Source organism: Bacillus sp. FDAARGOS_1420 (genome assembly GCF_019344915.1).
GTDB lineage: Bacteria > Bacillota > Bacilli > Bacillales > Bacillaceae_G > Bacillus_A > Bacillus_A mycoides.
Genome location: NZ_JAHWJB010000001.1, coordinates 1,798,076 through 1,824,124, shown reverse-complemented (window position 1 = coordinate 1,824,124; position 26,049 = coordinate 1,798,076). Strand labels below are relative to the sequence as shown.

Genomic DNA, 26,049 nt, shown 5'->3' with positions numbered 1-26,049 from the left:
TTTTTAACTCCCTCTTTACTTCTCATAAATCTTAAGATAGTAGTCTTATTGCCCATAAATAGCAGGATAATGCTGAACTCTAACTTTTGTATTGTACCACAATTCTCCTCTTAAGCAGTACTTCACTCTATTTTTCTTTTAAGGGAAAACATGCTATTCTTTTAGGCAGGAAATGTAGAAAATGAGGTCGATATATTATGCATTATGATGTTATTGTCATCGGCGGCGGTCCTTCAGGGCTAATGGCTGCAATCGGTGCTGCTGAAGAAGGCGCAAGCGTCTTACTTCTTGATAAAGGAAATAAACTAGGACGTAAACTTGCGATTTCTGGTGGTGGTCGTTGTAACGTAACGAACCGTCTACCACTTGATGAAATCGTTAAACATATACCTGGAAATGGTCGCTTCTTATACAGTGCTTTTTCTATTTTCAGTAATGAAGATATTATTACATTCTTCGAAAATCTCGGTGTACAACTGAAAGAAGAGGATCATGGCCGCATGTTCCCCGTATCAAATAAAGCGCAATCTGTTGTAGATGCACTGTTAACACGATTAAAAGACTTAGGTGTGAAAATACGTACGAATACGCCTGTCGAAACGATTGAGTATGAAAACGGTCAAACGAAAGCAGTTGTATTACAAACAGGCGAAGTGTTAGAAACGAATCACGTCGTTATCGCTGTTGGCGGAAAATCTGTTCCTCAAACTGGTTCTACTGGAGACGGATACGCTTGGGCTGAAAAAGCTGGGCATACAATTACAGAACTTTTCCCAACAGAAGTACCAATTCTTTCAAACGAACCGTTTATTCGTGACCGCACATTACAAGGTCTTGCTTTACGAGATGTAAACTTAAGTGTATTAAACCCGAAAGGAAAAGTTATCATTTCTCATAAAATGGACATGCTTTTCACTCACTTCGGCCTATCTGGTCCTGCTGCTCTTCGCTGTAGCCAATTCGTCGTGAAAGCACTGAAAAAGTTTAAAACGAACACAGTGCACATGAGTATCGATGCACTGCCAGAAGAAAATAGCGAGCAACTATTCCAGCGCATGCTGAAACAAATGAAAGAAGATCCGAAAAAAGGAATTAAAAACGTGTTAAAAGGTTATGTGCCTGAACGTTACTTCTTATTCTTATTAGAAAAAAATGAAATTGATGGCAGCGAACAAGCTGGACAAGTTTCTCACGAGAAGATTCGTGCACTTGTGAAAGACTTTAAAGAATTTACCGTCCATGTAAATGGTACGCAGTCAATTGAAAAAGCATTCGTTACTGGCGGAGGTGTATCCGTTAAAGAAATTAACCCGAAAGAAATGGCTTCGAAATTCACGAATGGTTTATACTTCTGCGGAGAAGTTCTTGATATTCACGGTTATACTGGCGGCTATAACATTACATCTGCCCTTGTTACTGGCCGAATTGCCGGAACAACCGCTGGACAAAATTCGAAAATGCAATATTAAAAAAGAAACAGGGACTCCTGTTTCTTTTTTTAGTATGTTGGAATAGCAAAGCAATACACGAAATTATATCGGCGATACTTTAAATATGTCGACCGTTTCTTCAAAAATATCCCTTCCTCCTAACTTCCCATTGCTTTTTTGTTGCTTTATATACCTTAGTAGCTTTATATTTTATATTGTTGAATATTCGAAAAAGGGTAAGGGGAAAACAAATGAGAAAAAAAGTCATGATGTCTTTAATGCTAATGACGTTTCTTTCTGCGGTAGAAGGAACGATTGTTAGTACAGCGATCCCTCGTATAACGAGTGATTTGTCAGGCGTCGAACTTGTTAGTTGGGTATATGCAATCTATATGCTTGCAACAGCTGTTTCGACTCCAATATACGGAAAGCTAGCTGATTTATTCGGCCGTAAAAAAGTTCTGCTCATCGGAGCAACAATCTTCTTAATCGGTTCTGCACTTTGCGGAGTCGTTACATCAATGGAACAATTAATCTTCTTCCGTGCTCTTCAAGGTATAGGGGCTGGTGCTGTTATGCCGATCACAATGACGATTATTGGAGACCTATATAGCGAAGCGAAAGACCGCGCGAAAGCACAAGGCTGGATGAGTGCAGTTTGGGGTGTATCTGGTGTTATTGGGCCGTTAGTAGGTGGATTTTTAGTTGATTCTCTTTCTTGGCGCTATATTTTCTTCTTAAACGTTCCTTTTGGAATTATCGCTTGCTTAATGTTTGCCACTTCTTATAAGGAATCTGTTAAGTCCGCCGCTAAGCAACATATCGACTATCTTGGTGCGACAGTTTTCTCATTAAGTACAATTGCTTTACTATACGCATTATTAACAGGTAGCAGTAAGCAAAACTGGGGAGACATTTCAATTATCGGCCTATTAATCTTTGCCGCTGTTTCATTCATTATTTTCTTATACATCGAGAAAAAGTCTCCGGAACCATTAATTCCGCTAGCACTTTTCTCTAACCGTACATTATCTACAATAAACATACTAACACTTATTGCTGGCGCAATGATTATTAGTATTACAGTGTATCTTCCAATTTGGAGCCAAGGTGTTTTAGGAAAAAATGCGACAGAGGCTGGACTCATTTTAATGCCGATTCCTGTTATGTGGACATTCGGTGCTATGTTCTCCGGCAACTTAGTTGGCAAGTTACAAACGAAACAAATTATTTTACTTGGAGCTAGCATTTTATCAGTTGCTACTTTCTTATTATTTACATTATCAACAGATTCACCATCATTCCTTATTTATGTTGCAGTCGGATTATTCGGCTTAGGAATGGGGCTTGTTACACCAATTTACATGGTAACAATTCAAGCAGCTGTACCGGCGAATACGCGCGGAACGGCAGTTGGTTTAAATACATTTATTAATACATTTAGTCAAACACTAGGAGCTGCAATCTTCGGAACGATCTTCAATACGATGATTCATGCACGTGGCATTAAAAACCTTGATCTTGTTTCTTCTGGCGGACATGGAGGGGCTACAGCAAACGTAGCAACCGAATCACAATCCGCATTAGCATCAAGTGTACACGTCATTTATATGAGCACTTTCGTATTAGCGGTATTCACATTAATTATCGCTTGGATCCTATTAAAGCCAGCTAAACAAACAAGTGAACAATAAAAAGAGGATGACCATTTTGGTCATCCTCTTTACATAAAATCTACTCTTCATTCTCCACAATATGTTTAAGCATGGACAATTTATTATCCCAAAATCGTTCATAATACGAGAGCCACTGCTGTAATTCCTCTAATGGTTCTGGATGCAAACGATATATCTTCTCTCTTCCGCTCTTTCTTCCACTCACTAAATTCGCTTCTGAAAGAATATGAAGGTGCTTTACAACAGCAGTACGACTCATCGGAAAATGATCCGTTATTTTTGAAATCGGTAACTCTTTGTCACTTAATAACCGTATTACTTCTCGGCGGGTTGGATCAGAAATTGCTTGAAATACATCATATTTCGCTACTGATGAGGACACTTAGCCTTCGACAACCTTTTTCAGTTTTTCATTTACAATCGCTACCCAGCCGCCGCTCATTCTATCGCGAATAATAGAGCTCTTCGCATTCGCTTTCGGAAGGATTTCATCAGGATGTTTCCAGCCGCCGTGAATTAACGTAAATTCTGTTTTACTATCTCCTAAGTCTTTCAAATTAAATGAAACAATCCAACCATCTGTATCCCATGAGAAAGATAAATGATTTGGCTCATCAATCTCTAACACTTTACATGGTGATGGTCCAAAAGGTGATTGCACATGAAACTCATGTCCTACCTTTAATTCAAAATCATTTGGCATAAACCATGACGAAATTCCTTCTGCAGTTGATACTACATTCCATACCTTTTGAATAGGCGCGTTAAAAACGATTGTTTGTTTAATATCATTTAATGTATTTTGTTGTTCCATTTTATATCTCCTTTATTCGGCATTAAAATATAACACCTTTTAGTTTCACTTTAACAATATAACACCTTTTGGTTTCATGTCAAGAAAGACTCTTTTTCACTGTTGAGAAATTCTCAACATTTTTTCAACAGGACAAACACCCTCTCACCATTCCTTCATAATATACTCACAAAGGCAATGAAAAATAGAAAATTCCCTCAACATGAACCCTATCACTCCTATTGAGAGAAGCGCCTAACTTATCTCATCTGTACTTCGTCTCTCCTCCTTCCCTCGGGGACAATACGCGAGATATGTAAAGATCAGAAGGAGTATGCCCGCCATTTGGGTAGGTAGTTATTTCTCTTCTCCTCAACATTTCCTTAGGAGCGAAATGACTACCGACCCACTTTTTTAAACAAAAATAAAAAGGAGATGAAAGCTATGTTCTATTGCATTAACTGTTCCGAAATTCACCATGAAAAACACCCGAATGATAAAGTTTTCAAAAACGGTTTTTATATTGATCCATTTTTAGGTGATCGTTATCACCTCGGTATGTGCACTGATGCTCAGGATCATGAAACAGGAAAAGTTCTTTTAACGGAAAAGAAAACAGGCGCAACACAATCTATTATGAATATTTTACCGACACATGTTGTCCCAACGTAAAGCATAAAAAAGAGCTGGCTCCCCAGCTCTTTTTTATGCTTTATAAACAATCATCGCTGAAAAACAATAAATTTGATTTTCATCATCGTTAATTGAAACACCAACTTGATACTTTATATCTACAAAATTTCCATCATCAATTTTTTTCAAAAATACATTTACAGCGTCTTCTAAGTCTTTTTCATGACTTTCATCAAACACTTTCACACGAATCATGTTAACACCATCCTAGATCGCAGCCCTCCGCCGCTTGTTTATTGCCACGGTGCGTATCTATGATGCGATAAAACTTTCCATCTTCATATATATATCCGTCTTCTAACACATATTGTTTATCTTCAGTATAGACATAAAACTTACCTATCATAAACTTACTCGTATATAATTCCAAATAATCTTGCCTAAATTTAGCTACCACTTTATTTGTAATATCAATTCTAATTGTGCGCCCCACCTTCTATCCCTCCCTTGCAAAGAACGGATTTAGGTATATTGTATTAGCGATTTTATATTTTATGCTTAAAAATAAGTGGATATGCTCTCTTTCTGCGCCTGTACTATTTTTCTAAAAAAATTCCCCCTATTTATTCAACTTATAAGAGCAAAAAAACAAACAAAAAAACGACTTTTATATATTGACTACAGCATATCAGATGTGATATTATATAAAATTTGACATTTTTATCCTAGTATGTTATCATTAAAAGTAGTTACCACATACGGAGGTGGATGATTTGTTTCAAATTGGTGATAAAATCGTTTATCCAATGCACGGTGCAGGAATCATCGAAGCAATTGAAGAGAAAGAAATATTAGGCACTACGCGTCAATATTGTGTTATACGCATCATTAGTAAAGATATGCAAGTAATGCTTCCGATGAATCAATTACAAAAATCAGGTATACGTTATATCGTCGATAAAGGTACGTTAGATGGTATACTTCTTGAATTTCATCATGGGGAATCAGACCCCTCACTCTCTTGGAAACAAAGATATACAATGAATATGGAAAAAATGAAGAACGGCAATCTTCAAGATAGTGCAGAAGTTGTTCGTGATTTACTTCGTCGCAATAAAGAAAGAGCATTAAATGCGAGCGAAAAACAAATGCTAGATAATGCGCGTAAAATGGTTATTAGTGAAGTTGCGCTCGTACAGAATGTTTCAGAACATCAAGCAACAGAATTTCTTCAAGATACAATCAATCATTAATTTTAAAAATAGCCGACCGCTATTTTTTTTTGCGTAAAAAAGGCCAAAGAGTTAAATCTCTTTGGCCTTTCATATTACCCACGCCCCGCTTGAAACGATGGGTATAAAGTCATTCCACCATCTGCAAATAACGTAATTCCAGTTACGTAACTTGCCTCTGCTGAAGCGAGCCACGTCGCTACTGCTGCGATTTCTTCAGGTTTTCCAATGTAACCCATTGGAATCATACTTTCTACGTCGTCACGTTTTTTCGGGTCAGCAAATTTTTCAGCATTAATTGGCGTATTAATTGCACCAGGCCCAATATTATTTACCCGAATACCTTTTGGTGCATATTCTAACGCTAACGTTTCTGTCATAAGCTTAATCCCCCCCTTACTAGCCGCATAATGCACAAATAATGGCCACGGGATTTTCTCATGAACACTAGACATATTAATAACCGAACCTTTAATATCGTGTTCCACAAAATATTTAATCGCTTCACGACTTCCTAAAAAAGCACCTGTTAAATTTGTATGAATTACTTTATTCCAATCCTCTAACGGCATTTCATGCGACGGTACCGCGTTTTCTATCCCCGCATTATTAATCATAACGTCGAGCGTACCAAACTCTTTCACAGCAGATTGAATGAGATTTACAACATCTGCCTCGACCGTCACATCACCTTTTACAGCAATCGCTTCTCCACCTACCTTTTTTATTTCGTCTAATACATCGTTCGCTTCTGACTCTCTTGAGCGATAGTTAATAACAACTTTCGCCTTCTCTTTAGCAAATCTTACTCCCATGGCTCTTCCAAGACCAGTTGCTGATCCTGTAATAACGACGACTTTCCCTTCTAAATCGCTATACATTTTAATACCTCCTTAACCTTTCGCAATCCCCAGCATAATTCCAGCTGCAATGATAAAAACGATACCAATAACAATCCCAGTTAATTGACGCTTCGTTTTCCTTTCACCTAATATAAAGATCCCGCCAAGCGTCGAAATAATAATTCCCATTTGTGAAAGGGAAAAGCTTGTTGCGACCCCAACTCTTGGCTGCGAAATGAATAAAAACATATTTCCAGCTGCCCAAATCAATCCTGGAAGAATATTTCGAATCGCATATTTATTGAATGGATGATGTTTAAATGTGAGTAAAATCCCGCCTAATACCATACCGACCGCTTGTGGTAATAAAGCCGACCAACCGTTCACGTTAAATAACCGGATAACTACTACGTAAACTAAATAACCGACTGTTGAAATTAATAAAATAATAATTCCTTTTTTAAAATTTCCTGCTTGCTCTGCATTCTTCTCTTCTTTACTTTGAAGCGATGTTAAAATAACCCCGATAATAATACAAACGAGCGCCAAAACTCCAAGAACGACCGATATCGTCGTTGACCATTCATGAAACACGATAACCCCAAATAATGTTGTCGCGACTAATTGAAGCCCTGTTGAAATCGGCATCGTTCTAGAAACACCCATTAAATCAATACTTTTTAATTGATTCGCTTGACCAAGTGCCCAAAATAATCCAGATACAATTCCAACTCCAATAACGGTCGGAGTTAATACCGGCTTCATAAAAATATAAACGACAATTGAGAAGATAAGTGCACCGAACGTTGTACCGAGCGTTTGACTATACGGTCCCCCGCCCAGTTTCACGTTAAATAGCACAATACTCCCCCAAAATATAGCTGGTAAAATCGCTAAAAGTATATCCATCGCTCATTACCTTTCTCTACAAAATGTCATAGGTTATCGCTCTAAATCATTAGAGTGAGCTTTTATTTTTTCGTTTTTTCGTGCACAAATCTTTTCTACAATAGCACCAGAAACATTCTTTTCTCGCTCCACTTTCTTTATCTTTATGTGATCTAAATTGTCTTCCAAAGTAAGTGTAACTTTATCATTCGGCGGATTATGTGCCCCTTGAAATGTAAGAAATTGTATCGTAACTTCAAACCTAGGAACAAACTCATCTTTCTTGCCTAGACGCTTTATATTTGTAACTGAATCACATTCATATTGATCTTCTGTCACTTGCCTTATAACCGAGTAATATCGATTCAGTAACGCACTTTCTAAAAGCTGTTCCGTCGATTCTTTTGCCGAAGAATTGCTTGGAGAAAAGAAAAAAACAGAACATATCATTGCAATCATTACACATATCTTTTTCATAACTTCCTCCTTTTCCTATAAGATAGTGTTCTCCAAAATGCCATAAAAAAACGACTTTCCCTATTTAGGAAAGTCGTTTTTTATAGCATAAATCCAATATTAACCACCACTCACTGGTGGTATTAGTGCAACTACATCACCAGATTGTATCGTATCATCTTCATTCGCGTACTCTTCATTAATCGCAACCATAATTGGCGCTGACACTGGTACATTATATTCTTTCGCAACAATATCTTTTAACTCTGCAACAGTAATATTTTCTTTCTCTATTTGTAATTCACTCGTTCCTGCTTCTTCTTGCAAGTTCGCAAATAACAATACTCGAATCATATTTATAACTCCTTCCCAGGCTCTCCTGCTGGATATGGTGTTTTTTCTAATTGGTCACCAATCCATGAGTCACCATCTTCCCAAAATTCCTTTTTCCAAATTGGAACAATTTGCTTAATACGCTCCATAATATATTCATTCGCTTCATAAGCCTCTTTGCGATGAGGCGTTGCTACAGCAACAACAACCGCTATATCAGAAATTTGTAGCGTGCCGATGCGATGCGTAATCGCAACATGTGTACCGGGCCACTTCTCCTTCACTTCTGACCCAATTTTCTGTAGCATCTTTTCTGCCATCGTCTTATAAGCTACATACTCTAAGTATAGTGTACGACGCCCTTTCGTAAACTCCCTAACTGTCCCGATAAATGTTGTAACAGCACCACATTCACGGCGAACTACTTTCTTTGTCACCTCTTCAATCGAGATTTCTGTATCAATTACTTCATAATACGTATTTATCATTTTGCACCCCTAGCCGTTTGTAAAAACCAGTCTATATACAATCTTTCTTCTGTTATATGAAATACTTTATATTCTTCTCGTACATTTGACGGAGCATCATACCACGTAATAACCGCCGCTATATTTTCTACCTTATGTAAAAGTTCAGCGTCTTCCGCAGAACGAAGTAACACTATTTTTGGATATTCCTCAGCTTTATAGCCCTCTATTAAAATCGTATCTACTTCAAAAAATTCGTACAAGCGGATAATTTCTTGCAAGGACCATTCATCTCGCAAAGAGGACAAAGATAGTAATCCAGCACCTTCTACACTACTTACTACAGCACCAGCTTTTCTGTGTCTTTCACTGTCTTTTTGCGCTACTTCAGGAAAGCCCCCATGACCATGATGTTTAATTGTAGCAACCTTCATTTCTCTTTCAGTTAATGCATGCACCATCTTCTCTACAAGTGTTGTTTTCCCGCTATTTTGATACCCTACTATTTGTAAGATTGAAGAGGCTTTGCCCACGGCCAATCACTTCCCTCAGAGCATTCTAACAATAATACAGACACTTTCATTCCTGCTTCAAATCCTCTCGTTCCTCCAGGCAGCACGATAAAAGCATTTGCATCCGCAAGCGAAGAGACCGCACTCGATTTATCTAAACCGACTGGCATCGCTTGTAGTGCCCCATTAACAATACTCGCTTTCGCTCTTACAAAACGAGTAAACGGATTTGGTTTCGGGAAATCTTTTTGTAAAATAGCATCAGTTCTATATACGTGAGGCTCCTTCGCATGCAAATACGTTTTCATAATTGGATGTACAAATAATTCGAAACCTACATAACAAGCTGACGGATTACCTGATAAACCGAAAAGTAACTTTCCATCAACTTCAGCTACTGTCGTTACACTTCCAGGTCTCATCGCTATTTTATTAAAGAGTACATTCGCCTGTAACCTTGCATAAATAGCCGGTAAGTAGTCGTAATCTCCTACTGAAACACCGCCCGTTGTAATTAAAATATCAACCTCACCCATCGCTGATTTAACGGCTGTAAAACATGCATCTAACTCATCAGCAAGTTGTCCATAGTAACGCACTTTTCCGCCAGCTTTCATAATTTGAGCGGCAATCATGTAAGAGTTACTATTTCTAATTTTTCCTGGTTCTAACGCCTCATGCACTTCTAGTAATTCGCTGCCCGTCGTTACAATACCGACAACAGGCTGTTTTACAACTTTCACAGTGCTATATCCAAACGTCGCTAATAATGCGGCAACACCTGGATTGATTACAAAACCTTTCTTAACGAGGACTTGATTTTGTTTTATATCTTCTCCTTTAAATGACACATTGTCACCGTTTTGGAAAGGACGTTTTAACTTCATATATGTACTTTCGTTCCTCTCGAATCCTTCCGTCAGTTCTAGCATTACGACTGCATTGCAATCTTCTGGAATAGCTGCTCCTGTCATAATACGAACCGCCTGAAAAGCCCCTACTTCTTCTGCAAAAACAGATCCTGCTCCGATCTCTCCTATTACTTCAAATTCAATCGGATGCTCTTGACCCGCTTCCTTCGTGTCTTCTGCTCGAATTGCGAAACCATCGTAAGGAGAACGATCAAAGTGAGGAACGTCGTGATCTGAGACAACATCCTCTCCAAGAATCCTCCCGTAACTTTCTGTAATAGAAACTTCTTCTACTTCACCATGCTTAGCATATTTCATAACCCGCGCTACTGCCTCAGCAACTTGAATCGGGATTCGTTTTTCTACCATTGTTTCTCACCTCATATTTGCAAAATATCTAATCTCGATTACACTTTATATATTAAATCGCAATTACTTCAAGGAGGAATTCCATGTCTTCATTCACACATTTCAACGACCAAGGACGCGCTAAAATGGTTGATATAAGTGACAAAAAAATAACCGTTCGAACAGCAATAGCATGCTCTAGCATTCTCGTTACAAAAGAAATTTTTGATAAAATCTCACGCAACGAAATTGGTAAAGGTGACGTATTAGCTGTCGCACAAATCGCAGGTATTATGGCTGCAAAACGTACTTCTGATATTATCCCAATGTGCCATCCTTTATTATTAAAAGGAGTTGATGTCTCTTTCGATTGGAAACAGTCAGAAGAACAATATCGGCTACTTATTGAAGTAAAAGTTAAAACAGAAGGTAGTACCGGCGTTGAGATGGAAGCTTTAACAGCTGCTTCCGCTACCGCTCTTACTGTATATGACATGTGTAAAGCCGTTGATAAGGGTATGATTATTGGCGAAACGTACTTACTTGAAAAAACGGGCGGAAAAAATGGAGATTATATTAGAAATTCTTAATCCTACCTTTTCCATTTGAACCTAAAGGATTCCCCTTTAGGTTCAGCCTATATATCTTGCATATAGTCGTTTCGCAACATTCATATCATTCGTACCATGAATAAACGCCCTGCCATCTGTAAATAAAACAAAACGATATTCTTCCACTGGAAATGATAATAAATACGGCGTTGCTTTTACATCCACACTTTTTTGTAAGCGCTTTTTAATTTCTTCTAAATTAAAACCCTGACGCACACCTGGACGGATTTGAACTGTATTTCGCCCACATAATACTTCTGTTTTCGTTTGTGCTTCAAATGTTAAACTCGGATATGTACGTAACTTTCCACAAGATAAACATGTATCCTTTTTCTGCCTATTCACTTTAAATGCCATCTGCTGATTATTCCAAAGATCAAATGATAGCATCGTTTCACGAAGTGCCTCAAAATCTTCTACTAATATTTTCAAGGCTTCCGTTATTTGATGTGCAACTACTAATTGCACTGCTGGCTGTATAATACCGGCCGTATCACATGTCGCTCCGCTCGCTGGATGCTCCATTAAACATCGAAAACACGGCGTTTTTCCTGGCAAGATTGTATAAGTTACTCCGTAGCTTCCAACGCATCCTCCGTATATCCACGGAACGTTATACATCTGCGATATATCATTAATAAGAAGGCGCGTTTCAAAATTATCTGTCGCATCTAATATTAAATCTACACCTTTAATTAATTCTTCCATTTCTTGCACCGTTACATCAGTCACAACCGGTACAATTTCTACTTCGGAATTAATTGCCTTTAAATGTTCTGCTGCCGCTATTGCTTTCGGTTTATAATGCTTTGCATCTTCTTCTGTATATAATTGTTGCCTTTGTAAATTACTCCATTCTACATAATCACGATCCGCAATTGTTATTTTTCCAACACCTGCTCTAACAATTGCTTCTGCATTCGCTGCTCCGAGTGCACCAGCACCGATAACGAGCACATGCTTCCCTCTTATTTTCCGTTGCCCTTCTTCCCCAACACCAGAAAATAACATTTGTCTTGAATATCGCTCTTGCATACGACATCCCCCTTTCTTATCCTCCTATATAAGACATTTCAATTTTCGGACGATTTTTCGCACTTTCTTCTGTCCGTTCATCTGAATATCGATCTTTTCTATTCTCCCATACATATTGTATAGCTTTTAATAACTCATTATCCGAAAGGTTCTCCCTCAGAAGTTTCCTTAAATCCATTCCTTCTGTCGCAAACAAGCAAGTATAAAACTTTCCATCTGCCGAAATTCTTGCTCTCGTACAAGAAGAACAAAATGACTCAGAAACAGAGGTAATAAAACCAACCTCTACATTCGTTCCAACGTATCGATACCGCTTCGCAACCTCACCAAAATAATGAGCTTCAGCTGGCTCAATTGGATACACCCCATGAATCATATCAATTAATTCTCGTTTCGTAATAACTTGATCAAAATTCCATCCATTCGTACTGCCAACATCCATAAACTCAATAAACCTAAGCGTGATTCCTTGTTCTTTAAAATACGTAGCAACCGGAAGTACTTGATGATCATTCATTCCTTTTTTCACAACCATATTTACTTTCACTTCAAGGCCTGCTTCTTTCGCTGCCATAATTCCTTTTAACACTGGCTTCGTATTCATATTCCGGCCATTAATTGCGCGGAACACATTATCATCTATCGCATCCAAACTAACATTTACTCGGTGTAACCCAGCTTCTTTTAACGCCTTCGCTTGCTTCGTTAAATGAATCGCATTTGTCGTTAATCCTATATCTACTAAACCGTCAATTTTCACGAGACGTTCGATAAGTTTTGTTAAGTCCTTACGGAGCAAGGGTTCGCCACCAGTAAGTCTAATTTTCCGTACACCGATGCTAACAAATACTTTTGCTAATCGCTCTATTTCATCAAATGTCAGTAAAAACTCATCTTTCAAAAAAACATAATCAGGACCAAACACTTCCGCTGGCATACAATACGTACACCGTAAATTACAACGATCAATGACAGAGATGCGTAAATCTTGAAGTGGGCGTCCGAAAAAATCTTTAACCTTCTCCTGCATCGCCACTCTCCCTTTCTGCCAAATTTATACCTCTCTTCATTCTATTATAATATATTTTTGAACCGCGATGTTTTTGCTAAGGTGAATAAAGTGAAACTTTAATCAGTGGGGGTTTTGTCCATCCCCACTGATTATTAGCCCACAAATAGAGGGATAAAAAACCTTGAAACATAAAAGTTCCAAGGTTTTTTTGCTTATTAACTTAATCTAATAATAGTTAGAGTAGCTCCTGGCGTTGTCGTAGATAATGTAGCTATTGCAACTAATCCAAATAACTGCAGACTAATAGCAGCTCCAGCAGGCAAGTTAGCAATTATTGGTGCACTAAATGAACCAGTAGCCACTGTCGGGGAGTTTATCGTTCCCGCAAGCGGACTGCCATTTACGGTTATACGAGAACTGACAAGTAATCCTGCCGTTAAATTAATTGTATAGGCTATATAATAATTCCCTGCATTCGCAACTGTAAATACAGTATTTCCACCACTAACGGTTATTCCTGGTCCAATATTTTGATTGTTCGGTAATGGGATATTCGTACCGCCTAATAAAACGGAAATAGCGGTTCCTGATGTATTATTCGCAAATGCATACGTTGCAGTTGTACTAACTCCAGTCACTCCAGTCACTCCAGTTACCCCGGTCGCTCCTGTTGCTCCTGTTGGACCCGTGCCTCCCGTTGGACCTTGAATTCCTTGTGAACCTGTTGCTCCTGTTGGACCTTGAATTCCTTGTGAACCTGTTGCTCCTGTTGGACCTTGAATTCCTTGTGAACCTGTCGCTCCTGTTGGACCTTGAATTCCTTGTGGGCCTTGCGCTCCTGTTGGACCCGTGTCCCCGGTTGGGCCTTGTGGACCTTGTAAACCTTGCACACCTTGCGGACCGGTTGGACCTATTTCTCCTTGCACACCTTGTATTCCGGTTGGGCCTTGTGGACCAGTCGGACCTTGCACTCCTTGTATCCCTTGAATTCCCTGTGGGCCTTGTGCTCCGGTTGCTCCTGTTGCCCCTTGTATCCCTTGTGGGCCTTGACCTCCTTGGATTCCTTGAGGACCTGTTGGACCTTGGATTCCTTGCGGGCCTTGAATTCCTTGCGAACCTTGATCTCCCGTTGCTCCCGTTATACCTTGGATCCCTTGTGGACCTTGAACACCTTGCGAACCGGTTGGGCCTATGTCTCCTTGTACTCCTTGTATTCCTTGTGGACCTTGAACACCTTGCGAACCGGTTGGGCCTATGTCTCCTTGTACTCCTTGTATTCCTTGTGGACCCTGCAGCCCCGTTGCTCCGGTTGCACCAGTTACTCCAGTTGCTCCGGTCACACCCGTCGCCCCTGTTGCTCCCGTATCTCCTACTCCTCCCGTTACACCTGTCGCTCCTGTCGGACCAGGTGGTCCCCCGGATGGACCTGTCACTCCCGTCGGACCTGATGGACCTGTTGGGCCAGTCGGTCCGGCTGGGCCTCCTGATGGACCCGTTACACCTGATGGACCCGTTACTCCAGTTGCTCCTGTAGTCCCTTCCCCTGTCGCCCCTGTTGTACCCGTATCTCCAGTTACTCCTGTCGGCCCTTGGATTCCTTGAATTCCTTGTGGGCCTTGCACCCCTTGCGCACCCGTCGGTCCTTGAATTCCTTGTATTCCTTGAACTCCCTGTGGACCCATTGGACCTGTTGGACCTATATCCCCTTGAGTACCTTGCACTCCTTGCGGGCCCTCTGGACCTGTTGCTCCTATATTCCCTTGAACACCTTGAACTCCAGTTGCTCCTTGTGCTCCGGTTGCTCCTGTTATACCTTGAATCCCTTGTATTCCCTGAATGCCTTGTGGACCTTCTGGACCTGTTACTCCTATTGGTCCTTGAATTCCTTGGATTCCTTGTGGGCCCTCTGGACCTGTTGCTCCAGCTGGTCCTGGCACTCCTTGTATTCCTTGCGGACCCTGAAGTCCTTCTGGGCCTTCTGGGCCTGTTGGTCCTATATCACCCATTGGCCCTTGAATTCCTTGGACTCCTTGTGAGCCTGTGTCCCCAGTTGGACCAGGTACCCCTTGAATTCCTTGTGGGCCTTGATCTCCTGTTGCTCCGGTTATACCTTGAGGTCCTATGGCCCCTTGTATACCTTGCGGACCTTGATCTCCTGTTGCCCCCGTTATCCCTTGAATTCCCTGAACCCCTTGGATTCCTTGTTCACCAGTTACTCCTGTCGGACCAGGAATACCTTGAATACCTTGCGGACCTTCTGGACCCGTTGGTCCAATTGGCCCTTGAACCCCTTGTATTCCTTGCAGGCCCTGTGCTCCTGTTTCTCCTGTACTTCCACTCGGACCTGTATTTCCAGTCACTCCCGCACTTCCAGTTACTCCAGTATTTCCAGTCGCTCCAGTCGCACCTGTACTGCCACTCGGTCCACCTCCTGGCCCTGTCGCACCAGTTGCCCCAGTCGGACCTGGAGGTCCTCCAGATGGGCCAGTTATCCCTGTTGGACCTGTTATTCCAGTCGGACCACTAATCCCCTGACCAGTCGCTCCTGTTGCTCCCGTATTTCCACTCGGTCCTTGTGGGCCTTGTATCCCTTGAGCTCCTTGTATTCCTTGTGAACCTGTTGCACCCGGTACCCCTTGCACTCCTTGAATTCCTTGAGGTCCCTCTGGCCCGGTAGCTCCAATCGGCCCCTGTAATCCCTGTATCCCCTGTATACCTTGTGCCCCAGTCGCTCCGGTTGGACCAATTGGACCTTGTAACCCTTGCACTCCTTGAGGTCCTGTCGCTCCAGTTTCTCCCTGTGGTCCCCTTAATCCTTGTGGTCCCTGCTGTCCTTCTGGTCCTGTTGCACCCATTTGTCCAGCTGGCCCTTGAATCCCTTGCACTCCTTGAGGTCCTGTCGGGCCCATCGCCCCCATCGGACCTTGAAATCCCCTTGGTCCTTGTGGGCCAGTCGGGCCTTGTGGACCGGTTGGACCAGTAATCCCAATGCCAGTAAATCCCGTTGGAACGGGGGGAAAAGTAGGTCCAATAAGATTCGGTGAAATTCTGAAATTAGAGTTTAATGAATTTTGTCTATCGCGCTCTTTCACACTTTCACCACCTACACACCATCTTTTTTACTTTAAACAAACCTCTTCTTCTTAATATGTATTTACAAAAACAATCTCAAAGACTATTTTTATTTTAAATAATAAAAACTCCCTTAATTCCTTAAGGGAGTCCAGCAACTGAATCCATATTATCTGTATTAGGGACAGCTTGCGATATACTCGACACATTTGTACCTTGCCCCATATTTGTTCCCGTTACAGTACCAGCAGGGGTACCTCGTGTATAGGTTGTCGTCACCGAATCTCCCGGTTGTAAACAAAGCTTCGTCTCCGTCCCTATTACTGTAACAACGTCAATCCAAGTGCAACCCGTTGAACCACTATACGATTTCGAAGCAGTAAATGAAGTATCACTCAAATTATCCCCTGTAAATATATTCCCAGTATTATTAACGATAATAAATTCTTTAATACGTGCAGGCATACTTACACTCTACCTTTCCTTTATGAACCTAATGTACGTGTACTCGTCGCTAATGGCGGAAGAAACACTGATGTTCTAATCACAGCTTCTGGCTGTCGTTTCCCATTTAAAAAAACAGCCGCACTCGATCCTCCAGCACCCGCATATATTTTCGATACAGCAAAAGGTGCGATATTATAACAGTCGCCAACATTAACAGCCCCTGTATTATTAATAATTTTTACTTTACGCATGTTAATCCCCATTTACCCCTCCCCCTTTTGTATACTGTATGCAAAAGAAAAAAACTTGAAACAGACTCGTTTCAAGTTTTTGCAGCTACTTATTTAGTTTCGCCTTCATATTGAAGCATACCGCCAACCATATTCACCGTTTTAAATCCTTGCTCATTTAAATAATGGCATACATTTTCACTACGCATTCCCGAACGGCAAATAAAGATATATTCATTCTCTTTCTCAAAGAAATCCACTTTATTTGGAATATCGCCCATTTTAATATGTACAGCTTCTGGAATTTTCCCTGCCGCTACTTCTTCATCTTCCCTTACATCTACTAAAAATAATGTTTCTCCATTTTCTAAACGCTCTTGCACTTCTTCTGTAGTAATTGTTTTTACTTCTGTCATATGTAGTTCCTCCTTATATACAATAAAACCTTCAGTTTCTTCTTTAAACAATCATTTCTCATCAATTTTAGCACGCGAAGGAAGGAACGCAAAGAATGGAACATTTATTTCTCAATTTTCCAGCAAAACTTATTCTTTACAAACATAACTGACGCATTGTATCCTCAATATACTTGTTTGATGAAAGGAGCCAGTTAAAATGACACTTTTTCTTTTCATTATGGGCATCATTTTCTTAGTTTTTGCAGTTATTGCTCTTAGTATGAAAAATAATAAAAAGATAAAATCCCCTCAAGAAATGTCATTCTTATTTCTATTACTTAGTATAGCTTTCTTCGGTTTATCAATCGCTTCATATATTTTCCGTCTGCAAATCATGTAAAAAAAGGTGCCTACTATAAATCATGCACCTTTCCACATTAATTATTTCCTACACAAAACTAGATACTTTCCGGTTTAAAAACTCATAAATTTTCTTTTCAAATAAATGAACATCTAACGCTCCTGCCATATGCCCATTTATACTTTCTATCTCATATACTTCTGCGTACTTCCCTTGCTTTTGCAAAATATCTACCATTCTATAATTGTAACGAGGCGGCTGAAGTAAATCTTGTTTGCATGGAATCATGAGTACATTCGCTTCAACCTTAGAAAGAGCCTCTTCTAAGGAAGAAAATCCATGTGCAATATCATGTAATAAGACCGCTTTCGCAGTATACATCCATGAATTTGCATCTACTAAATCTATACTTTTACATGTCACTTTATTTATTTCTTTCTCAAATGATGTTAATGCAGAAAATTGTTGATAAGGTTCCATTTCTATACTGTTCCGCGGGAATGCCATTTCATAAAAATGTTCATCGAACGCGTTCATAAACATCATTTTATTCGCTAAATGAAGCCCCTTCGTTGGTTGTTCCTCTCCGTACTTTCCACCTTTCCAATTTGGATCAAGCTGAATTGCTTCAATCGCATTTTGCGCTACATTTCCCGACGTTATAATTGGATTTTGTGGATTCGTAATAACTCCAATCATTCGCTGCACCATATGAGGATAGTGGACAGTCCATTGCTGCGCAATCATCCCACCTGCCGATGGCCCCATTACAGCATGTAACCTAGCAATCCCCATATCTTTTATTAACTCATATTGCATACGTGCTACATCTAAAAATGTGAAAACTGGAAAATCCATCGCATACTCAAAGCCAGTCATCGAATTTATCGATTTTGGTCCCGTTGTAATCACATATGGGTTCTTCACTTGTACATTACAAAGGTTATCAGTACATATAACGAAATATTTATTTGTATCAATTGCTTTCCCGGGTCCAATTAATCCATCCCACCAACCGGCTTCCTCATCATGCTCTGTATATTTTCCTGCCGCATGACTTGTTGCACTAAAATAGTGACAAACCAAAATCGCATTTGATCTTTCTCTATTTAAAGTACCGTACGTCTCATACCCCATTTGAACAGGAATCTCCCTACCATTTTCAAACACAAACTCTTTTACAACAAACTTCTCCTTTTTTACAATTTGCACAGACTCGCCTTCTTCCCGTCATATTATGAACTGCTTACTAAAGGTTTTTTTCTATGCAAACCAATCTCCTCCTTCTTTTCATAAATAAATGAATAATATACAAAATTAGCCACAAAATAGCACTATATTACACAATCAAAGAGGGCATACATATGATTTGGAATTGGTTACGTAAAAAGAAAAAATCAAATTCAACAGAAACAACAGAAGCAGATAATACTCCGAAACAGCAATCTAGTAATCAAGAGGATGAAAACAAAGAACAGACTAGAAGTATAAAACACAGTGCAGGTAAAAATAGTGAACAAAAAAAATCTGAGCAAAATGATTCTTCTCAAGAGACACAGCAAGGTTCTAAACAGGATGATTCTTCTCAAAAGAAACAGCAAGATTCTAAACAAGACGATTCTTCCAAAGAGAAACAGCAAAACTCTAAGCAAGGTAATTCTTCTCAAGAGGAAGAACAAAACTCTAAGCAAGATGATAATTCTCAAGACAAACAACAAAATTCTAAGCAAGATGATAATTCTCAAGACAAACAGCAAAATTCTAAGCAAGATGATAATTCTCAAAACAAGCAGCAAAACTCTAAGCAAGATGATAATTCTCAAGACAAACAGCAAAATTCTAAGCAAGATGATAATTCTCAAAACAAACAGCAAAATTCTAAGCAAGATGATAATTCTCAAAACAAGCAGCAAAACTCTAAACAAGATGATAATTCTCAAGACAAACAACAAAGTTCTAAACAAGGTGATTCTTCTCAAGACAAACAGCAAAGTTCTAAACAAGAGGATAATTCTCAAGACAAACAGCAAAGCCAAAGCTCAGGAAGTAACAGCATTTATGACTTTAGCAAACCAGAAAGTGACCATATTCATTCTCTACAAGATTTAATAAAGAAGCTGAAACAGTCTAGTGATTTTGTTAATTACCATACATCTGACGATGAAACGATGCCTTATTGGATTTCTTACTATCGCCCTTCACTTGACGGTGAGAAATTGCAAAAGTATTTAATGCCTACTCTAATGGAACGTCCTTCCGCTCCATTAGAAGAATTAAAAGAACATATTCCAATGAGTGGTATAACGATTACGAACGACTTACAAAAAATTGAGGACATGGTTTTAAAGGGACATGCGATTATTCAATTAAATCAGCAAGATCAAAAATGTATGCTTGCAAACATTGCAATTGATAATTATCGTGCACCAACTCCTCCATTAAATGAATCCACCGTTATCGGGCCACAAGAAGGATTCGTAGAAGATATTGATACGAATATTAATTTAGTACGAAAACGTCTTCCTGTTTTAGATTTACACACAAAAGAGATGATTATTGGAGAGTTTTCAAAAACAAAGGTTGTCATGATGTATTTAGACAACCTTGCCGAAAAAGATAATGTAGACTTTCTAGAAGAATCACTCCGAGCTCTTGAATATGATCAAATTAACGATAGTGCTTATATACAGGAATTAATGGGTGAAAAGTCAATTTTTCCTCTCTATATAAATACAGAACGCACTGATAGAGTCACAAAAGCACTTATTGATGGAAAAATCGCTATTTTTGTTGATGGTTCTCCAAGTGTCCTATTAACTCCTGTATCATATTTTGATTTTTTCATTTCACCAGAAGACTATAACGTTTCTTGGTTATACGCTACATTTTCAAGAATATTACGCCTTATCGCAGTTCTATTCTCAATTTGTGCCACACCGTTATATGTCGCTATTTTAAATTATCATTACGAGCTCATTCCAAGTGATTTGCTTGAAACATTGATTTTATCAAGGGCACAAGTACCCTTCCCACCTTTAATCGAGGCACTCTTTTTAGAATTAGCTATTGATTTATTAAGAGAAGCTGGCGCGCGATTACCAATGAAAGTTGGACAAACACTAGGTATTGTAGGCGGTATTGTAATTGGGCAAGCATCTGTACAAGCTGGTTTAACGAGTAATATTTTATTAATTATCGTTGCCTTATCAGCGTTAGCTTCCTTTATTACGCCCATTTATAAAATGGGTAACGCCGTTCGTTTACTACGTTTCCCATTTCTCGCATTTGCAGAAATAGGTGGGCTCTTCGGTATATCTCTTGGATTTATCTTTTTATTTACCCATTTGTTTAGACTTACTTCTTTACGTAAACCGTACGCTCTCTTTTATCCAACGAGACAACAATCCTTTAAAGATTCTTGGATTCGTTTTCCATTAACAATGATTGATACACGAGATGTTCAAGCAAGACCGCAACACGTAAAGAAAGCAACTAATGGAATTTCTACGAAACATACGTCAGATTTTGATGATTAAGAAATGAGGTGCATCGATGAGTAAAATTAAAGCAGAACACCAAATATCACCCGTCTTCGTTTTCTTTTTAATTCACGGTGCACAATTCGGTGCCGGCGTCCTTGGGTTTGCCCGTATTATTGCTAAGGCTGCTGGATATGACGGTTGGATAGGAGTTCTCATCACAGGAATCATCATTCATATTCTCCTATGGATGATGTATTTCTTGTTAAAAGGAACAAACGGAAATTTAATTGATTTACAGCGACAAACGTTTGGAAAATGGCTAGGAAACGGCATTAATCTCATCTTTATAGCCTATTTTTTAACCGTCAGCATTTCTGTCATTCGAACATACGTTGAAATTATTCAAGTGTGGATGTTTCCTACCGCTTCAACTTGGATGTTAACACTCTTTTTATGCTTAGTTAGCTATTACATTATTTCTTCTGGATTTCGTGTAATTACTGGTATTTGCGTCATCTCTGTTGGTGGTACATTGGGATATTTATTTCTTAGCCTATTCGTTTTGAAATACTCACATTGGCCTAATTTACTACCTATTTTCACACATTCTTTTTCAGATATTTTAAAAGCCGCCCAGCTGTCAATCTACAGTATGACAGGGTTTGAGATTTATCTTATGATTTATCCATTTGTGAAAAATCCTAAGCAATCTCATAAATTCGCTCAATACGGAGCACTATTTTCAAACCTTCTATATTTATTTAGTACACTTTTAGCCTTTTCGTTTTTTAGTGAAAAACAATTATCAAAAACAATATGGTCACAACTTTCCATGACCCAAGTAATCCAACTTCCTTTCATAGAAAGGCTAGAGTACATTGCAATCTCAGCTTACGCTCTCGTTATTGTTACAAGCTTCATTCTTCCTTTATGGGCTGCGACAAGAGGAACACACGAAGTATTTCGTGTAAAACAAAGAGGTGTTTTAATTACTTTTTTGCTCATTACCCTCATTGTTTCAGAACTATTAACGAACAGACATGATATTAATAATTTTATTAGTAATGCATCAAAAGTTAGTTTTTGGCTTATTTACATATACATCCCAATTCTATTTATTATTGTGTGGGTGAAAAGAAAATGGAAAAAATCAAAAGAAAATTAATTCTTCTTTCTTGTATTAGCATCTTCAGTCTAACTGGTTGCTTACAAAAAAATATTATCGATGATGTCAACCTAATTCAAGGGACTGTTTTTGATACAGCAAAAGATAATAAAGTAAAAGTCACATTCGTTTGTCCTATACAGAAAAAAGGTAATAAAGTTCAAGTCTTTGAAGGAGTAGGAAACGCAGTAAAACAAGTAAAAGCAGACACATCTTTAGAGTCTTCTCAACCATTTGCCAGCGGACAAATGCGTGTTGCTCTATTTACTACAAGAATCGCTAAAAAAGGATTGTCAACTTCCTTTGACACGTTAATTCGTGATGTGAACATCGGGAACTCAATGTATGTCGGTCTATTAGAAGGAACTGGAATGGACTTACTAAAAGGTAAATATACAACATCATCTAACGTTGCCATTTATATAAAGAAAATGTTAGACCATAATATGCAAACAGGCCCTTTACCTACTGACAATCTACATTTAGGAGCTTATCGATATTATCGTGAAGGCCAAGATTCCTATTTACCAATTCTCAAAAAAGATAAAGATAAAATAAAAATTACTGGCATCGGCCTTTTAAAAGGAGATAAATATATTGGCAAAATTAGTTATCATGATATGTTTGCCTTTAAAGGCTTATTGGAAAAACACCGATTAGATTCACATGAATTTAAAGCAAACTCTGGATACACAATCATTAATAACATTCGATCCGTCCCAACTTACCAAGTAAATATAGAAAACGGGAAACCATCATTTTTCATACACGTCAAACTAGAAGCGCGTATTCAAGAACTATCTAAACAGTTCAACTTAGACAATAAAAAGAATACACAAAAAATAGAAAAATCGGTTGAAAAACAATTAGATGCAACAGCTAACAAACTAATTAAACAGTTTAAATCTTTAAATGTGGATCCGCTCGGTCTTGGTGCAAGATATAAAGAACATTATCGCTCATTCAAATTAGAAGAGTGGCGAAAAATGTATAAAGATGTTCCAATTAAAGTGAAATACACTGTCAACATTACAAATTCTGGTGTAATTGAATGATAATGATTGAACTCCTCTCTCCGGCATGATACAACGGAGAGAGGAGTTTTTTATTACCAAATATAGATAGAAAAGATATTCACGGGGGAGCTTATGTCTAAAAAATTAGTAAAACCTATTTTAAATGGTATTTTATTTCTCGGCGTCTTTTTATTTGCTCATACATACTTAAAAAATGTTTCCTTCACACGTTATTTACTTGTAGTTATACCAATGCTACTCATCGGAATATTTGGCATCGATCTTATTTTATCCGTTTTAATTAAGAAAGAAGAATAACGAGCGAACATCTTATTTCTCATAAGATGTTCTTTTTATTTAATAACTACCTTATGTTACAATAAAGTGAAACTTTAATCAGTGGGGATTTTACGGGCAGTTATCTCCCACCTCACTTCCTCGCATTTGCGACTTTTGAGGTGGGAGTCTTACTGCCCGTTAATGCGGGATAAAATTCGGCATAACGTAAGAAAGGATGAAACAACATGACAAACGAAAAAGGTTTAGATAAAGGATACGAACTTGTTGCAAAAATGCATGAAGAATTCGGACATCCTGTGACAAATACTCCAATAAAACTAACAGAAGAGCGTGCAAAAATTCGTGCTAGCTTTATGCAAGAAGAGCTAGAAGAATTTCTAGAAGCAACGACTGTTGAAGATCAATATGATGCACTGATTGACCTTATTTACTTTGCATTCGGAACGTTTGCAGAAATGGGCGTACGTCCAGATAAAGGATTCGAAATTGTAAACAATGCTAACATGGCAAAACTATTCCCTGATGGAAAGCCTCGATTCCGCGAGGGCGACGGCAAAATTATGAAACCAGAAGGATGGCAAGCACCGGAACCACAACTTCGTGCGGAAATCGAACGCCAACGTCAAGAGGCAGAAAAAAACTGCTAGGATCTCCTAGCAGTTTTTTATTATGTCTTTTTTCCTTTGGTCTATTAATGACCCACGTGTCCCGCGTGTCCTGCTGCTCCTGCTGCTCCTGCTGCTCCTGCTGCCGTCCCTGCTCCAATTCCACCTCCCCAAGGCTGTTGTTGCTGCTGATACTGTTGGTATTGTTGTTGACCCTGATGCTGTTGTTGACCTTGATGATGCTGTTGACCTTGATGATGCTGTTGGCCTTGATGATGCTGTTGGCCTTGGTGATGGTGTTGACCTTGGTGATGGTGTTGACCTTGGTGATGATGTTGACCTTGGTGATGATGTTGGCCTTGGTGATGGTGTTGGCCTTGGTGATGGTGTTGACCTTGATGAGTTTGATAAAGGACAGCCTGCGGGTGAATTTGATGATGACCTTGGTGATGTACTTGTTGTTGATGGTGGCCGTGGTGTTGATGATGCCCATGATGACCGTGGTGTTGATGCTGGCCTTGGTGACCATGATGACCATGGTGTTGATGCTGGCCTTGGTGACCATGATGACCATGGTGTTGATGCTGGCCTTGGTGACCATGATGATGAGTTTGATAAAGGACAGCCTGCGGATGAATTTGATGATGACCATGATGATGTACTTGTTGTTGATGATGACCGTGATGCTCATGATGTACATGCTGACCGTGATGGCCGTGATGGCCGTGATGGCCGTGATGGCCGTGATGCTCATGATGTACATGCTGACCGTGATGACCGTGATGTACATGCTGACCGTGATGCTCATGATGCACATGATGACCGTGAACACCTTGAGGGAAGCCGCCGATTCCACCAGCTACAACACCAACGCCTGGTACAGGGAATCCTGTTTGTACGCCTCCAACGAAAGATGGAAATGTAGTTGGCATACCTACAGGCACTCCTCCTTGTGTACCTCCTACTAGTGCCGGAAATCCTGTTTGCACTCCAGCTACTGATGTTGGGAATCCTGTTTGTACACCCGCCACTGACGTCGGAAATCCTCCAGCTGCTCCTCCCATCCAACTTGGAATTCCGCCATATCCGTGTTGACCATCTCCTCCCATGAACATCATTTGTCCATAACTATCCGATCCACCTCCGAAGAAGCCATGTGGTGCATTATTGTCCATCCCTTTCATTCCTTTCACCTCTTCTGTTCAATTTAACCTACCTTTTTTATCATATTTTCTATAGAAGAATAGGTGTTTGTCTATATGGGAATTCCGCGCCTTTTTCTTCGTTCTTCATTCATGATAAACTAAATTAACTGATTATTTTTTCAAAGGAGGCGTTTTCGTTGGAGAACGTAGCAAAAGCTTCCATCGACGATTTAGATTCAATCTTACATATAGATGTTGATGTAATCGGAGACGATAGTAGACGAGATTATATTAAACACGCTATTGATGAAGGAACCTGCATCATTGCAAAAGAGGACAATTCCATTTCTGGTTTTCTAACATACGATACAAATTTCTTTGGTTATACTTTCCTCTCATTAATCATTGTTTCGCCAACGAAAAGAAGACAAGGTCATGCAAGCTCATTAATCTCATATATGTTAAGACATTCTCCTACTCAAAAAATATTTGCTTCAGCGAATAAATCGAATACAAATATGCAAAAAGTCTTTAAAGCAAATGGATTTATGCGTAGTGGAATGATCGAAAACTTAGATGAAGGTGATCCTGAGCTTATTTTTCACGCAAAAAAGCTCAGAGCATAAACGCTCTGAGCTTTTATTAATAA

31 protein-coding genes are annotated in these 26,049 nt (G+C 39.2%); 12 read left to right on the top strand and 19 right to left on the bottom strand.

All coding sequences use genetic code 11. From position 1 onward, the window contains the following. Positions 1 to 197 precede the first annotated feature (197 nt). Together I6L50_RS09725 and I6L50_RS09720 are read left to right on the top strand one after the other, a co-directional pair. Complete coding sequence (locus I6L50_RS09725; RefSeq protein WP_219301226.1) at positions 198 to 1,469, top strand: BaiN/RdsA family NAD(P)/FAD-dependent oxidoreductase; 1,272 nt, start codon at positions 198 to 200, stop codon at positions 1,467 to 1,469. Between the two features lie 212 nt (positions 1,470 to 1,681). After that, positions 1,682 to 3,124 (top strand): MDR family MFS transporter, encoded by a 1,443-nt coding sequence (locus I6L50_RS09720; RefSeq protein WP_044444001.1) that lies wholly within the window; start codon positions 1,682 to 1,684, stop codon positions 3,122 to 3,124. Positions 3,125 to 3,164: 40 nt separating this feature from the next. Here the strand turns inward: I6L50_RS09720 and I6L50_RS09715 are convergent, their stop codons facing one another. Together I6L50_RS09715 and I6L50_RS09710 are read right to left on the bottom strand one after the other, a co-directional pair. After that, positions 3,165 to 3,488 (bottom strand): ArsR/SmtB family transcription factor, encoded by a 324-nt coding sequence (locus tag I6L50_RS09715; protein ID WP_219301225.1) that lies wholly within the window; start codon positions 3,486 to 3,488, stop codon positions 3,165 to 3,167. Then, positions 3,489 to 3,920, bottom strand: a complete 432-nt coding sequence (locus tag I6L50_RS09710; RefSeq protein WP_219301224.1) for an SRPBCC family protein — start codon at positions 3,918 to 3,920, stop codon at positions 3,489 to 3,491. 423 nt (positions 3,921 to 4,343) lie between these two features. On the opposite strand from I6L50_RS09710, the gene I6L50_RS09705 reads away from it, so the two are divergent. Then, the gene (locus tag I6L50_RS09705) at positions 4,344 to 4,571 is read left to right on the top strand and encodes a DUF3973 domain-containing protein (protein ID WP_002138690.1); all 228 of its coding nucleotides are present in this window, start codon (positions 4,344 to 4,346) and stop codon (positions 4,569 to 4,571) included. A 33-nt stretch (positions 4,572 to 4,604) separates the two neighbouring features. On the opposite strand, the gene I6L50_RS09700 is transcribed toward I6L50_RS09705, so the two are convergent. Then, positions 4,605 to 4,787: a sporulation protein Cse60 gene (locus I6L50_RS09700; RefSeq protein ID WP_000621746.1), complete on the bottom strand. Its 183-nt coding sequence runs from the start codon at positions 4,785 to 4,787 to the stop codon at positions 4,605 to 4,607. Position 4,788: 1 nt separating this feature from the next. Then, positions 4,789 to 5,025 carry a DUF2553 family protein gene (locus I6L50_RS09695; RefSeq protein WP_002089059.1) on the bottom strand — a complete coding sequence of 79 codons (237 nt, stop codon included), beginning with the start codon at positions 5,023 to 5,025 and terminating at the stop codon, positions 4,789 to 4,791. Between the two features lie 280 nt (positions 5,026 to 5,305). Here I6L50_RS09695 and I6L50_RS09690 point away from each other — a divergent pair, with 280 nt between their 5' ends. After that, complete coding sequence (locus I6L50_RS09690) at positions 5,306 to 5,785, top strand: CarD family transcriptional regulator (protein WP_002089061.1); 480 nt, start codon at positions 5,306 to 5,308, stop codon at positions 5,783 to 5,785. 74 nt (positions 5,786 to 5,859) lie between these two features. On the opposite strand, the gene I6L50_RS09685 is transcribed toward I6L50_RS09690, so the two are convergent. The 7 genes from I6L50_RS09685 to I6L50_RS09655 all read right to left on the bottom strand — a co-directional run bounded on the left by I6L50_RS09685 (position 5,860) and on the right by I6L50_RS09655 (position 10,542). Beyond that, positions 5,860 to 6,645, bottom strand: a complete 786-nt coding sequence (locus tag I6L50_RS09685) for a glucose 1-dehydrogenase (protein WP_219301223.1) — start codon at positions 6,643 to 6,645, stop codon at positions 5,860 to 5,862. Positions 6,646 to 6,657: 12 nt separating this feature from the next. Continuing rightward, positions 6,658 to 7,515, bottom strand: a complete 858-nt coding sequence (gene glcU, locus I6L50_RS09680; RefSeq protein ID WP_219301222.1) for a glucose uptake protein GlcU — start codon at positions 7,513 to 7,515, stop codon at positions 6,658 to 6,660. Positions 7,516 to 7,548: 33 nt separating this feature from the next. Continuing rightward, positions 7,549 to 7,971 carry a DUF3888 domain-containing protein gene (locus I6L50_RS09675; protein WP_219301221.1) on the bottom strand — a complete coding sequence of 141 codons (423 nt, stop codon included), beginning with the start codon at positions 7,969 to 7,971 and terminating at the stop codon, positions 7,549 to 7,551. A 99-nt stretch (positions 7,972 to 8,070) separates the two neighbouring features. Further along, positions 8,071 to 8,304, bottom strand: a complete 234-nt coding sequence (gene moaD / locus I6L50_RS09670) for a molybdopterin converting factor subunit 1 (RefSeq protein ID WP_000621795.1) — start codon at positions 8,302 to 8,304, stop codon at positions 8,071 to 8,073. A gap of 2 nt (positions 8,305 to 8,306) precedes the next feature. After that, positions 8,307 to 8,771 carry a molybdopterin synthase catalytic subunit MoaE gene (moaE, locus tag I6L50_RS09665; RefSeq protein WP_219301220.1) on the bottom strand — a complete coding sequence of 155 codons (465 nt, stop codon included), beginning with the start codon at positions 8,769 to 8,771 and terminating at the stop codon, positions 8,307 to 8,309. Further along, the gene (gene mobB / locus I6L50_RS09660) at positions 8,768 to 9,289 is read right to left on the bottom strand and encodes a molybdopterin-guanine dinucleotide biosynthesis protein B (RefSeq protein ID WP_219301219.1); all 522 of its coding nucleotides are present in this window, start codon (positions 9,287 to 9,289) and stop codon (positions 8,768 to 8,770) included. The genes moaE and mobB overlap by 4 nt, the downstream gene beginning before the upstream one ends. Continuing rightward, positions 9,253 to 10,542: a molybdopterin molybdotransferase MoeA gene (locus I6L50_RS09655; protein ID WP_219301218.1), complete on the bottom strand. Its 1,290-nt coding sequence runs from the start codon at positions 10,540 to 10,542 to the stop codon at positions 9,253 to 9,255. Before I6L50_RS09655 ends, mobB begins: the two co-directional genes overlap by 37 nt. Before the next feature lie 83 nt (positions 10,543 to 10,625). Here I6L50_RS09655 and moaC point away from each other — a divergent pair, with 83 nt between their 5' ends. Continuing rightward, positions 10,626 to 11,111: a cyclic pyranopterin monophosphate synthase MoaC gene (moaC, locus tag I6L50_RS09650; RefSeq protein ID WP_002129484.1), complete on the top strand. Its 486-nt coding sequence runs from the start codon at positions 10,626 to 10,628 to the stop codon at positions 11,109 to 11,111. A 42-nt stretch (positions 11,112 to 11,153) separates the two neighbouring features. Here moaC and I6L50_RS09645 read toward each other — a convergent pair whose 3' ends face one another. The 6 genes from I6L50_RS09645 to I6L50_RS09620 form a co-directional block, all read right to left on the bottom strand. Continuing rightward, positions 11,154 to 12,167 (bottom strand): molybdopterin-synthase adenylyltransferase MoeB, encoded by a 1,014-nt coding sequence (locus I6L50_RS09645; protein WP_002067678.1) that lies wholly within the window; start codon positions 12,165 to 12,167, stop codon positions 11,154 to 11,156. A 16-nt stretch (positions 12,168 to 12,183) separates the two neighbouring features. Continuing rightward, complete coding sequence (gene moaA, locus I6L50_RS09640) at positions 12,184 to 13,197, bottom strand: GTP 3',8-cyclase MoaA (protein WP_219301217.1); 1,014 nt, start codon at positions 13,195 to 13,197, stop codon at positions 12,184 to 12,186. Between the two features lie 197 nt (positions 13,198 to 13,394). Then, positions 13,395 to 16,271 carry a BclA-related collagen-like exosporium protein gene (locus I6L50_RS09635; protein WP_219301216.1) on the bottom strand — a complete coding sequence of 959 codons (2,877 nt, stop codon included), beginning with the start codon at positions 16,269 to 16,271 and terminating at the stop codon, positions 13,395 to 13,397. A 121-nt stretch (positions 16,272 to 16,392) separates the two neighbouring features. Continuing rightward, positions 16,393 to 16,716, bottom strand: coding sequence for a hypothetical protein (locus I6L50_RS09630; RefSeq protein ID WP_002089076.1), 324 nt, complete (start codon positions 16,714 to 16,716; stop codon positions 16,393 to 16,395). A 20-nt stretch (positions 16,717 to 16,736) separates the two neighbouring features. Then, positions 16,737 to 16,961 carry a spore germination protein gene (locus tag I6L50_RS09625; protein ID WP_113935770.1) on the bottom strand — a complete coding sequence of 75 codons (225 nt, stop codon included), beginning with the start codon at positions 16,959 to 16,961 and terminating at the stop codon, positions 16,737 to 16,739. A 77-nt stretch (positions 16,962 to 17,038) separates the two neighbouring features. Further along, positions 17,039 to 17,344 (bottom strand): rhodanese-like domain-containing protein, encoded by a 306-nt coding sequence (locus tag I6L50_RS09620; protein WP_000141214.1) that lies wholly within the window; start codon positions 17,342 to 17,344, stop codon positions 17,039 to 17,041. Between the two features lie 199 nt (positions 17,345 to 17,543). Here I6L50_RS09620 and I6L50_RS09615 point away from each other — a divergent pair, with 199 nt between their 5' ends. Then, positions 17,544 to 17,726, top strand: coding sequence for a hypothetical protein (locus I6L50_RS09615; RefSeq protein WP_002129493.1), 183 nt, complete (start codon positions 17,544 to 17,546; stop codon positions 17,724 to 17,726). A 48-nt stretch (positions 17,727 to 17,774) separates the two neighbouring features. On the opposite strand, the gene I6L50_RS09610 is transcribed toward I6L50_RS09615, so the two are convergent. Further along, on the bottom strand, positions 17,775 to 18,899 hold the full coding sequence (locus I6L50_RS09610; RefSeq protein ID WP_219301215.1) for a homoserine O-acetyltransferase family protein: 1,125 nt from the start codon (positions 18,897 to 18,899) through the stop codon (positions 17,775 to 17,777). A gap of 152 nt (positions 18,900 to 19,051) precedes the next feature. On the opposite strand from I6L50_RS09610, the gene I6L50_RS09605 reads away from it, so the two are divergent. From I6L50_RS09605 to I6L50_RS09585, 5 genes are all read left to right on the top strand, one after another. After that, a complete protein-coding gene (locus tag I6L50_RS09605) occupies positions 19,052 to 21,223 on the top strand; it encodes a spore germination protein (RefSeq protein WP_219301214.1) in 2,172 nt (723 codons plus the stop codon). Between the two features lie 16 nt (positions 21,224 to 21,239). Further along, positions 21,240 to 22,334, top strand: coding sequence for a spore germination protein (locus I6L50_RS09600; protein WP_219301212.1), 1,095 nt, complete (start codon positions 21,240 to 21,242; stop codon positions 22,332 to 22,334). Continuing rightward, complete coding sequence (locus I6L50_RS09595) at positions 22,310 to 23,389, top strand: Ger(x)C family spore germination protein (RefSeq protein WP_219301211.1); 1,080 nt, start codon at positions 22,310 to 22,312, stop codon at positions 23,387 to 23,389. Before I6L50_RS09600 ends, I6L50_RS09595 begins: the two co-directional genes overlap by 25 nt. A 93-nt stretch (positions 23,390 to 23,482) precedes the next feature. Then, on the top strand, positions 23,483 to 23,668 hold the full coding sequence (locus tag I6L50_RS09590; protein WP_002089083.1) for a hypothetical protein: 186 nt from the start codon (positions 23,483 to 23,485) through the stop codon (positions 23,666 to 23,668). Positions 23,669 to 23,874: 206 nt separating this feature from the next. Further along, complete coding sequence (locus tag I6L50_RS09585) at positions 23,875 to 24,297, top strand: pyrophosphohydrolase domain-containing protein (RefSeq protein WP_219301210.1); 423 nt, start codon at positions 23,875 to 23,877, stop codon at positions 24,295 to 24,297. A 44-nt stretch (positions 24,298 to 24,341) separates the two neighbouring features. Here the strand turns inward: I6L50_RS09585 and I6L50_RS09580 are convergent, their stop codons facing one another. Then, entirely contained in the window at positions 24,342 to 25,439 is a 1,098-nt protein-coding gene (locus I6L50_RS09580) for a VrrB protein (RefSeq protein ID WP_257475365.1), read from the bottom strand. 158 nt (positions 25,440 to 25,597) lie between these two features. On the opposite strand from I6L50_RS09580, the gene I6L50_RS09575 reads away from it, so the two are divergent. Further along, positions 25,598 to 26,026, top strand: a complete 429-nt coding sequence (locus I6L50_RS09575) for a GNAT family N-acetyltransferase (protein ID WP_219301208.1) — start codon at positions 25,598 to 25,600, stop codon at positions 26,024 to 26,026. Positions 26,027 to 26,049: the final 23 nt, after the last annotated feature.

Excerpts from the sequence above, each read along its gene's own strand:
- glcU (WP_219301222.1), bottom strand. The coding sequence starts at position 7,515 with ATGGATATACTTTTAGCGATTTTACCAGCTATATTTTGGGGGAGTATT.
- moaE (WP_219301220.1), bottom strand. The coding sequence starts at position 8,771 with ATGATAAATACGTATTATGAAGTAATTGATACAGAAATCTCGATTGAA.
- I6L50_RS09590 (WP_002089083.1), top strand. The coding sequence starts at position 23,483 with ATGTCTAAAAAATTAGTAAAACCTATTTTAAATGGTATTTTATTTCTC.
- I6L50_RS09700 (WP_000621746.1), bottom strand. The coding sequence starts at position 4,787 with ATGATTCGTGTGAAAGTGTTTGATGAAAGTCATGAAAAAGACTTAGAA.
- I6L50_RS09600 (WP_219301212.1), top strand. The coding sequence starts at position 21,240 with ATGAGTAAAATTAAAGCAGAACACCAAATATCACCCGTCTTCGTTTTC.
- I6L50_RS09710 (WP_219301224.1), bottom strand. The coding sequence starts at position 3,920 with ATGGAACAACAAAATACATTAAATGATATTAAACAAACAATCGTTTTT.
- I6L50_RS09615 (WP_002129493.1), top strand. The coding sequence starts at position 17,544 with ATGACACTTTTTCTTTTCATTATGGGCATCATTTTCTTAGTTTTTGCA.
- I6L50_RS09630 (WP_002089076.1), bottom strand. The coding sequence starts at position 16,716 with ATGCCTGCACGTATTAAAGAATTTATTATCGTTAATAATACTGGGAAT.
- I6L50_RS09620 (WP_000141214.1), bottom strand. The coding sequence starts at position 17,344 with ATGACAGAAGTAAAAACAATTACTACAGAAGAAGTGCAAGAGCGTTTA.
- I6L50_RS09645 (WP_002067678.1), bottom strand. The coding sequence starts at position 12,167 with ATGCAAGAGCGATATTCAAGACAAATGTTATTTTCTGGTGTTGGGGAA.
- I6L50_RS09580 (WP_257475365.1), bottom strand. The coding sequence starts at position 25,439 with ATGAAAGGGATGGACAATAATGCACCACATGGCTTCTTCGGAGGTGGA.
- I6L50_RS09625 (WP_113935770.1), bottom strand. The coding sequence starts at position 16,961 with ATGGGGATTAACATGCGTAAAGTAAAAATTATTAATAATACAGGGGCT.
- I6L50_RS09685 (WP_219301223.1), bottom strand. The coding sequence starts at position 6,645 with ATGTATAGCGATTTAGAAGGGAAAGTCGTCGTTATTACAGGATCAGCA.
- I6L50_RS09725 (WP_219301226.1), top strand. The coding sequence starts at position 198 with ATGCATTATGATGTTATTGTCATCGGCGGCGGTCCTTCAGGGCTAATG.
- moaD (WP_000621795.1), bottom strand. The coding sequence starts at position 8,304 with ATGATTCGAGTATTGTTATTTGCGAACTTGCAAGAAGAAGCAGGAACG.
- moaC (WP_002129484.1), top strand. The coding sequence starts at position 10,626 with ATGTCTTCATTCACACATTTCAACGACCAAGGACGCGCTAAAATGGTT.
- I6L50_RS09585 (WP_219301210.1), top strand. The coding sequence starts at position 23,875 with ATGACAAACGAAAAAGGTTTAGATAAAGGATACGAACTTGTTGCAAAA.
- moaA (WP_219301217.1), bottom strand. The coding sequence starts at position 13,197 with ATGCAGGAGAAGGTTAAAGATTTTTTCGGACGCCCACTTCAAGATTTA.
- I6L50_RS09655 (WP_219301218.1), bottom strand. The coding sequence starts at position 10,542 with ATGGTAGAAAAACGAATCCCGATTCAAGTTGCTGAGGCAGTAGCGCGG.
- I6L50_RS09605 (WP_219301214.1), top strand. The coding sequence starts at position 19,052 with ATGATTTGGAATTGGTTACGTAAAAAGAAAAAATCAAATTCAACAGAA.
- I6L50_RS09720 (WP_044444001.1), top strand. The coding sequence starts at position 1,682 with ATGAGAAAAAAAGTCATGATGTCTTTAATGCTAATGACGTTTCTTTCT.
- I6L50_RS09705 (WP_002138690.1), top strand. The coding sequence starts at position 4,344 with ATGTTCTATTGCATTAACTGTTCCGAAATTCACCATGAAAAACACCCG.
- I6L50_RS09595 (WP_219301211.1), top strand. The coding sequence starts at position 22,310 with ATGGAAAAAATCAAAAGAAAATTAATTCTTCTTTCTTGTATTAGCATC.
- I6L50_RS09675 (WP_219301221.1), bottom strand. The coding sequence starts at position 7,971 with ATGAAAAAGATATGTGTAATGATTGCAATGATATGTTCTGTTTTTTTC.